Annotated in this window: 6 protein-coding genes; 5 read left to right on the top strand and 1 reads right to left on the bottom strand. The window is 68.6% G+C overall.

Annotated elements, in window-relative coordinates; all coding sequences use genetic code 11:
- From LL06_RS13330 to pssA, 5 genes are all read left to right on the top strand, one after another.
- Window positions 1–1,375: LysM peptidoglycan-binding domain-containing protein (locus LL06_RS13330; RefSeq protein ID WP_035527554.1), on the top strand; the 1,375-nt coding region annotated here is incomplete at its 5' end.
- 52 nt (window positions 1,376–1,427) lie between these two features.
- Window positions 1,428–1,820 carry a metalloregulator ArsR/SmtB family transcription factor gene (locus LL06_RS13325; RefSeq protein ID WP_244447130.1) on the top strand — a complete coding sequence of 131 codons (393 nt, stop codon included), beginning with the start codon at window positions 1,428–1,430 and terminating at the stop codon, window positions 1,818–1,820.
- A gap of 1 nt (window position 1,821) precedes the next feature.
- Entirely contained in the window at window positions 1,822–3,714 is a 1,893-nt protein-coding gene (locus tag LL06_RS13320; RefSeq protein WP_035527532.1) for an ABC transporter ATP-binding protein/permease, read from the top strand.
- 183 nt (window positions 3,715–3,897) lie between these two features.
- Window positions 3,898–4,596, top strand: a complete 699-nt coding sequence (locus tag LL06_RS13315; protein WP_035527527.1) for a phosphatidylserine decarboxylase — start codon at window positions 3,898–3,900, stop codon at window positions 4,594–4,596.
- Window positions 4,597–4,725: 129 nt separating this feature from the next.
- Window positions 4,726–5,613: a CDP-diacylglycerol--serine O-phosphatidyltransferase gene (gene pssA / locus LL06_RS13310; protein ID WP_052161545.1), complete on the top strand. Its 888-nt coding sequence runs from the start codon at window positions 4,726–4,728 to the stop codon at window positions 5,611–5,613.
- Between the two features lie 24 nt (window positions 5,614–5,637).
- Here pssA and LL06_RS13305 read toward each other — a convergent pair whose 3' ends face one another.
- Window positions 5,638–7,881, bottom strand: a complete 2,244-nt coding sequence (locus LL06_RS13305) for an AMP-binding protein (protein WP_052161542.1) — start codon at window positions 7,879–7,881, stop codon at window positions 5,638–5,640.
- Window positions 7,882–7,920 lie beyond the last annotated feature (39 nt).

Here is a 7,920-nt window from a genome sequence, read left to right as displayed (position 1 = left end):
GGCGACCGGTGCCGCGCCGGAGCCGGCGGTGGCCGAGGCGGATCCCGCTCCTGCGGGCGAAGCGGCGACCGAAGCCAAGGAAACGGCGGCTGTTGAGGCCCCCGCGCCGGAAGGCGCCGCCGCGCCTGCGCCGCAGGCCGTCGCCACCCCCGCGTTGCCCGAGGCCTCCGCGCTCTTGACGACCACCGCCCCCGAGGTTGCAGGCGTCAGCGACGCCGCCACTGAGGCTGCGCCGGCCGCGACGTCCGCGCCGGAAACTACGGCAGAGGCCGAGCCTCAGGCGGAAGTAGCGATGGCTGCGCCCGACACCGCCGCGGACCCGGCCGCGCCGGCGCTTCCCGCGGGCGCCAATGTCCGCGTCGATGCGGTGGAGATCGAGGGCGACCGGATCTTTGTCGCCGGCTCCGCGCCGCCTGGATACACGGTCCGGGTTTCGGCGGACGGCGTGGCGATCGGCACGGAACAGGCCGATGAGACCGGCCGCTTCATCATCGAGGCGACCACCGAGCTTGCGGTGGGCGACCACATCATCAGCGCCGACCTGATGGACAGCGCCGGCCAGGAGGTGGTGTTGCGCGCCACCGTGCCGTTCAACCGGCCGGAAGGCGAGGCGCTCGCCGCCGTGGCGCCTTCCGAGCCGGCTCCGGCTCCGGCTCCGGCGCCGGATGCCGCGGCTCCGCTGGGCATGATCCTGCCCGACATCGCCAGCCTGTCGCAAATGCGCGAGGACTCGTTCGAGGCGCTGGCGGCGCTCGAGAGGCTGGTCTCCGCCTCCGAGGCCCCGGACGCGAACGCCGTGTCCACCGCCTATGACGACGCCGTCGCCAAGCTCAGGGCTTCGGCCGCGGCCGATCTTCCCGAAGGCAGCAGCGCGGAGGCCATGGCCATGGCGCAGTCGATGCGGGCGCAGGCGGAAGCGGCGCTGGCGGCGATCGGGCAGCCCGGGCCAGACGCGGACGGCCAGACGACCGCCCCGGGCGCGGGCGGCATGACAGCGGATCCCGCGCGCATCCGCGACCGGGTCAGGCAGGCCGAGACCGCGCTTTCGGAACCGGCCGAGATCGCCGTGGACGCCGCCACCGCAGCCGACCCCGCGGTCGCGGGCGGGCAGGGGGAGCCGCGCACCATCGTGCAGGCGCCGCTGGCCTCGTCCCCCGGCGCGGTGATCATCCGCCGCGGCGACACGCTGTGGCAGATTTCCCGCCGGACCTATGGCCAGGGCGTGCGCTACACCACGATCTATGTCGCCAACCGGTCGCAGATCCAGAATCCGAACCGGATCAAGCCCGGCCAGGTGTTCTCGGTGCCCGACAGCCCGCTGGAGAATGCCGAGCAACTGCACAAAGAGTTGCTGGGCGGTTCAAAACGTCCCTGAGACCGTTGACCATCGGCTCTTCATCGTATATCGCCGATGAACGATGGATTTGATGGACACGGACATTTCCGCCCGGGACGACCTGGTGGCGCGCAAGCTCGCGGCATTGGCCCATCCCGCGCGGCTCAGGCTGCTCCGGCAACTGGGCGCGGCTGACAGTTGCTGCGTCAAGGATCTGGTGCGCCGGGCGGGCCTCGCGCAGTCGACGGTCTCGCAGCATCTCAAGATCCTGGTCGAGGCCGAGCTGGTGAGCTTCCGGCCCGAGCAGCAACGCTCCCGCTACACCATCAACGCGCCGGCGCTGCGTGAGCTCGCGGGCGTCATCGGACAAACCCTCGACCATTGCTGCGCCGGCTGCTGCCCGCAGGCCGGCCATGGCGAACACACAGACCCACCCGAGCGGCAGGACGCGGATGCGCGGCCGGCCGCACACAAGGACATCTAATTTGGCTTCCAAGACCGTCTCCGCCGATCAGGGCAATCCTTTCGGCACGCTGAAAAACCTGTGGCCCTATATGTGGCCGGCCGACCGGCCGGATCTGAAGATGCGGGTGCTCTGGGCGACCGTGTTCCTGCTCCTGTCCAAGGTCGTGCTGATCTCGGTGCCCTATTTCTTCAAATGGGCCACCGATGCGCTCAATGGCGAGAGCTCGGTGGCGGCCTGGATGCCGGCGCTGATCGCCACGCCGGTGATGCTGGTGGTCGCCTACAATGTGGTGCGCATCGTCCAGTGGGGCTTCAACCAGTTGCGCGACGCGCTGTTCGCGCGCGTCGGTCAGCACGCGGTGCGGCAGCTCGCCTTCAAGACCTTCGTCCACATGCACGAGCTGTCGCTCAGGTTCCATCTCGAACGCCGCACCGGCGGCCTGTCGCGGGTGATCGAGCGCGGCACCAAGGGCATCGAGACCATTGTCCGCTTCACGATCCTGAACACCGCGCCGACGCTGATCGAATTCGCGCTCACCGCCATCATCTTCGGCTTCGCCTATGGCTGGACCTATGTCGCCGTGACCGCCGTCACGGTCTGGCTGTACATCTGGTTCACGGTGCGCGCGTCCGACTGGCGCATCGGCATCCGCCGCTCGATGAACCAGTCCGACACCGACGCCAACACCAAGTCGGTCGATTCGCTGCTCAACTACGAGACGGTGAAATATTTCGGCAACGAGGAGATGGAGGCGCGCCGCTTCGACAAGTCGATGGCCTCCTACGAGAAATCGGCGACCCAGGTCTGGACCTCGCTCGGCTGGCTCAACATGGGCCAGGGCGTGATCTTCGGCATCGGCATGACCGTGATGATGGTGATGTCGGCGATGGCCGTGCAGGCCGGAGAACAGACCATCGGCGATTTCGTCTTCATCAACGCCATGCTGATGCAATTGTCGGTGCCGCTCAATTTCATCGGCTTCGTCTACCGCGAAATCCGCCAGGGGCTCACCGACATCGAGCAGATGTTCGAGCTTCTCGATGTCGAGCCGGAGGTGACCGACAAGCCGGACGCCAGGCCGCTGGCCGTCGACAAGGGCGCGATCAGGTTCGAAGACGTGCATTTCAGCTACGACCCGGCGCGGCCGATCCTCAAGGGCATCTCCTTCGAGGTGCCGGCCGGCAAGACCGTCGCCATCGTCGGGCCGTCGGGCGCGGGCAAGTCGACGATCTCGCGGCTGCTCTACCGCTTCTACGACATCCAGTCGGGCACGATCACCGTCGACGGGCAGAATGTGCGCGACGTGACGCAGAAGAGCCTGCGCGCCGCCATCGGCATGGTGCCGCAGGACACGGTGCTGTTTAATGACACCATCGCCTACAACATCCGCTACGGCCGCATCGACGCCACCGACGAGGAGATCGGTCGGGCGGCGGATCTCGCGCAGATCGGCGGGTTTATCCGGATGCTGCCCGACGGCTTCAAGGCGATGGTCGGCGAGCGTGGGCTCAAGCTCTCCGGCGGCGAGAAACAGCGCGTCGCCATCGCCCGCACCATCCTCAAGGCGCCGCCGATCCTCATTCTCGACGAGGCGACGTCGGCGCTGGACACCGCCACCGAGCAGGAAATCCAGACGGCGCTCGATTTCGTCTCCAAGGGGCGCACCACGCTGGTCATCGCCCACCGCCTGTCCACCGTGGTCGGCGCCGACGAGATCATCGTGCTGAAGGACGGGGTGATCGCCGAGCGCGGCACGCATTCCGAGCTTCTGGCGCAGAAGGGCCTGTTCGCGGCCATGTGGGACCGCCAGCGCGAGGCCACCGCCGCCGAGGAGCAGCTCAAGCGGATGCGCGAGGAGGACGAGATGGGCATCGTCACCCGCCGGCGCACGCCGGAGGTCGACGAGGTCTGAGACCGGGCGCAAGGCCGGTCCGGCGGGCGGGGACGGAGCCGTCCGCCGGCCGCGGCGTGGCGTCGCGCAGGGTGCGCCCGCGCGCCGTTTTCCGCGCGACCGGAACCTGGCGGCGCCTAAAATGGTTTCCCCCTCGGCCGGATTGCTGTAGTCACGGCGCATGGATCATGCAGGGACATCATCATGAGCATTATCGACAGCGTCCGCAACGCGCTGGTCCCGGTTCACCGGGAAGGCTACAAGTTCGTCGCCATCTTCTTCGGCGCCTCGGTGCTGCTGGGCCTCATCGCCGAGCCGCTGTTCTGGATCGGCCTGGTGCTGACGGCCTGGTGCGCCTATTTCTTCCGCGACCCGGAGCGGGTGACGCCGCTCGACGACGATCTGGTGATCAGCCCTGCCGACGGCCGGGTGTCGTCGGTGGTGCGCATGCCGCCGCCGGTCGAACTCGGCCTCGGCTCGGACGACATGCTGCGCATCTCGGTGTTCATGAACGTGTTCAACTGCCATGTGAACCGCGCGCCGGTGAAGGGCCGCGTCGTCCGCAAGATCCATTCGCAGGGCTCCTTCCTCAATGCCGAACTCGACAAGGCGAGCAGCGAGAACGAGCGCAGCGGGCTGGTGCTCGAGACCGTCCACGGCGAGATCGGCGTGGTCCAGATCGCGGGCCTGGTGGCGCGCCGCATCCTGTGCTGGGCGGAAGAAAACGAGCGGCTCGACGCCGGCGAACGCTTCGGCCTGATCCGCTTCGGCTCGCGCCTCGACGTGTTCCTGCCGACCTCGGCGCGGCCGCTGGTCAGCGTCGGCCAGACCGCGATCGCCGGCGAAACCGTGCTCGCGGAATTCGGCTCCATAAAGGGCCCGGTGGTCAGCCGCCGCGATTAAGGCGCATCGCAATCGAACGGATCGGGGCGGTGTGCGTTGGTCTTTTGATTTCACAGGCCGGAAGTGCCATCACGATGCAGGCGCGCACGACCCGCATCCGGCGCCATCCCGGCGCCAAGGGAGACATTCATGCAGACGCCGTTTCCGCCTTTTGAACCGCACGGTCCGGAAGAAGAAGGGCTCGACGAGGGGCGCGGTCCGCGGCTGCGCGAGATCCCGTTCCGCATGCTCATTCCCAATCTCATCACGGTTCTGGCGATCTGCGCCGGCCTGACCGGCATCAGGCTGGCGTTCGAGAACCGCTTCGAGATGGCGGTCGCCATGGTGCTGATCGCGGCGTTCCTCGACGGCATCGACGGGCGGGTGGCGCGGCTTCTCAAGGCCCAGTCGAAATTCGGCGCGCAGATGGATTCACTCGCCGACATCGTCAATTTCGGCGTGGCGCCTGCGCTGGTGCTCTATGTCTTCATTCTCGACCAGGCGCGCTCCTTCGGCTGGATCGCGGCGATCGTCTTCACCATCGCCGCGGGGCTCAGGCTGGCGCGCTTCAACGTCATTTCCGAGCGCCAGGTCAAGTCGGCCTGGCAGAGCTATTATTTCGTCGGCGTGCCGGCGCCCGCCGGCGCGCTCTTGGTGCTGCTGCCGGTCTATCTCGGCTTCCTCGGCATGCCGATCGACAAGTCCACCGGCTTCGTCGCCGCCGCCTACACGATGTTCATCGGCTTCCTGCTGGTGAGCCGGGTGCCGGTGTTTTCCGGCAAGGGGCTGAGCGGCGGCGTCCGCCGCGACCTGGTGATGCCGTTCATCCTGGTCGCGGTGGTCTATGTGTCGCTGCTGATGAGCTTCACCTGGGAAACGTTGACGCTGACCGCGCTCGCCTATCTGGCGACGCTGCCCTTCGGCGCCCGCGCCTGGTCGCGTAAATACGGGCCGAAGTCGCGGCTGAACGGCATGGGAGCCGCCAATGGCGACGTCCATGCGGATACCACCGAGCCGGACCACGCGCGCAAGGACTGAGCCCGTCGCCCCGGGATGGGCGCCCTAACCGGCGTCCTCGCGGTTGGCGTGGCCGGACTTTCGGTGGGAGTGGATCCACTCGTCGGCGATCTTCTGGGCGGTGACGTAATCGGTCTTGCCCGAGCCCAGCACCGGGATCTGCGGCACATTGACGATCTCGCCCGGCACCATCAGGTCGGTGGCGCCGAAGCGGCGGGAATATTCCCTGAGTTCCTCGCGCAGCGCCGGCATCTTCGTCGTCACCAGCACGATGCGCTCGCCCTTGCGGCGGTCCTCCACGGCGACGGCGGCATGGAAATCCTCGGGCCAGAGCTTCTGCACCATCATCTCGATGGCGCCGAGCGAGATCATCTCGCCGGCGATCTTGGCGAAGCGCTTGGCGCGGCCGCGGATGGTGATGAAGCCGTCCTCGTCGACCGCGACGATGTCGCCCGAATCATGCCAGCCGCCGGTGAGCGGCTGCAGCGTGCCGGGGTCGGAGGAGAGCATGTAGCCGAGCATCACATTGGGGCCGGAGACGAACAGCCGCCCGCCGTCATTGATGCCGTCGACCGGCTCGAGCCTGAGCGCCATCGCCGGCAGCAGGCGCCCGACCGTGCCGTCCTTGCCATGGCTCTTGGAATTGACGGCGGCGACCGGGGCCGCCTCGGTCATGCCGAAGCCCTCGATGATGACGGCGCCGAAGCGCTCGCGGTAGACCTTCCGGGTCTGCTCGCGCACGGCCTCGGCGCCGGCGACGATCAGCCTCAGGCTCTGGAAATCGGTGTCGCCGGCGGCGCGGGCATAGCCCGCCAGGAACGTGTCGGTGCCGAACATGATCGAGGGCCTGACCTCGCGCGCCACCGCCGGAATGATCCGGTAATGCAGCGGCGAGGGGTAGAGGAACAGCCGGACGCCATAGAGCAGCGGCAGGATCGAGCCGCCGGTCAGCCCAAAGGAATGGAACACCGGCAGCACGTTGAACAGCTTGTCGCGGACCGAGATGTCGATGCGGGATTCGGCCTGGGCGGCGTTGGCGTGGAGATTGGCGTGCGACAGCACCACGCCCTTGGGCGTGCCTTCGGAGCCCGACGTGAACAGGATCACCGCCGGATCGCCGGCCCTGACCGGCCGGATCGGCCTGCGCCAGAGGACAAACGCCTTGGCCTTCTCGAGCGCGGTGATGCTCTCGCGCAGGTCCTCGAGCCAGATAATCGTGACGCCGGCCTCTTCGATGGCCTTGACCTGCGGCTCGAGGCTCGCCTTCTCGACAAAGGCGCGGCTTGCCAGCACCGTGCGGATCCGGGCCGTTGCCAGCGCCGAGACGAGCGCCGCCGAACCCGCGGTGTAGTTGAGCATGGCCGCCACCCGGCCCGCCGACTGCAGCGCCAGGAAGGTGACGATCACCGCGTTGGCGTTGGGCAGCAGAACTCCGAGCGCCTCTCCGGGCCGGCTCATTGTCTCTAAGCGGACGCCGAGCGCGCGGGCGCCGATCAGCAGCTTCCTGTAGGTGAGCCTGCCGCCGAGCGCGTCCTCGAGCACCGGACCCGCCTTGCCGTAGCGGTCGGCGGCGTCGCGGAGCGCCAGGAACAGGCCGCGGTCGAGATCGTTGCCGCGGAAGCGGGCCAGCGCCAGGAGGTCATGCATCCGGTCCTCGTCGCACGGCGCGCTGGCGCCATTCTCGGCGGGGCCGATGTCGCCAACATCGAGGAGCCCGGACATCGACAGGGTGAGGCGGGGCAGCAGGTGCCGCGGCGCTTCGCTTGGTGGCCGCGCCGACCACAGCGACAGGCTGGACCCGGTGACATGCCACGCGCGGATCGTCACCGACTGCCTGCGCGCGACGGCGGCCAGTTCGCGGTAACGGGCGAGGGTTTCGGGCGTCGGCTCGATGGAGTGCGGAAAGCCCACCGCCACCGGCGCGCCTGCGGCCAGCGCCGCCTCGATCGCGGCCATGTCGCCGGCGGGCGCGGTGCGGGCGAACAGCCGCATGGCCCAGAGGATGAGCGAGCGCCGGTCGTCCTCCTGCAGCACGTGCAGGCAGTCGCGGCCCAGCACCGACCAGAGCACCGCCGCATCGAGGCCGGACTGGCGGGAATAGACATGGAGGACCGGGCCGCGGGACAGGGACGCGGTCCCGGGCGGCAGCCGCAGCCGGAACAGGGCTTTCAGTTTGAGGAAGGCGATTGCCTGCGGCAGGCCGACGCCGCGCCGCCGCGCGAGGACGAGGCCGGAGAGGACCCCCGCCGCCACCAGACCAATGATCAGCGTTGCCGCCAAAGCCGCCATGAGCGGTCTCCTCCACCTGCGTCCGGCCCCGGCGCGCGC

Source organism: Hoeflea sp. BAL378 (genome assembly GCF_000759435.1).
Lineage (GTDB): Bacteria > Pseudomonadota > Alphaproteobacteria > Rhizobiales > Rhizobiaceae > Hoeflea.
The sequence above is the reverse complement of the archived record's forward strand: the minus strand, read 5'-3'. Positions and strand labels throughout refer to the sequence as shown.

What these genes read in the sequence shown, in the direction of transcription:
- LL06_RS13325 (WP_244447130.1), top strand. Translation starts at nt 1,428, where the DNA reads ATGGACACGGACATTTCCGCCCGGGACGACCTGGTGGCGCGCAAGCTC.
- LL06_RS13315 (WP_035527527.1), top strand. Translation starts at nt 3,898, where the DNA reads ATGAGCATTATCGACAGCGTCCGCAACGCGCTGGTCCCGGTTCACCGG.
- pssA (WP_052161545.1), top strand. Translation starts at nt 4,726, where the DNA reads ATGCAGACGCCGTTTCCGCCTTTTGAACCGCACGGTCCGGAAGAAGAA.
- LL06_RS13305 (WP_052161542.1), bottom strand. Translation starts at nt 7,881, where the DNA reads ATGGCGGCTTTGGCGGCAACGCTGATCATTGGTCTGGTGGCGGCGGGG.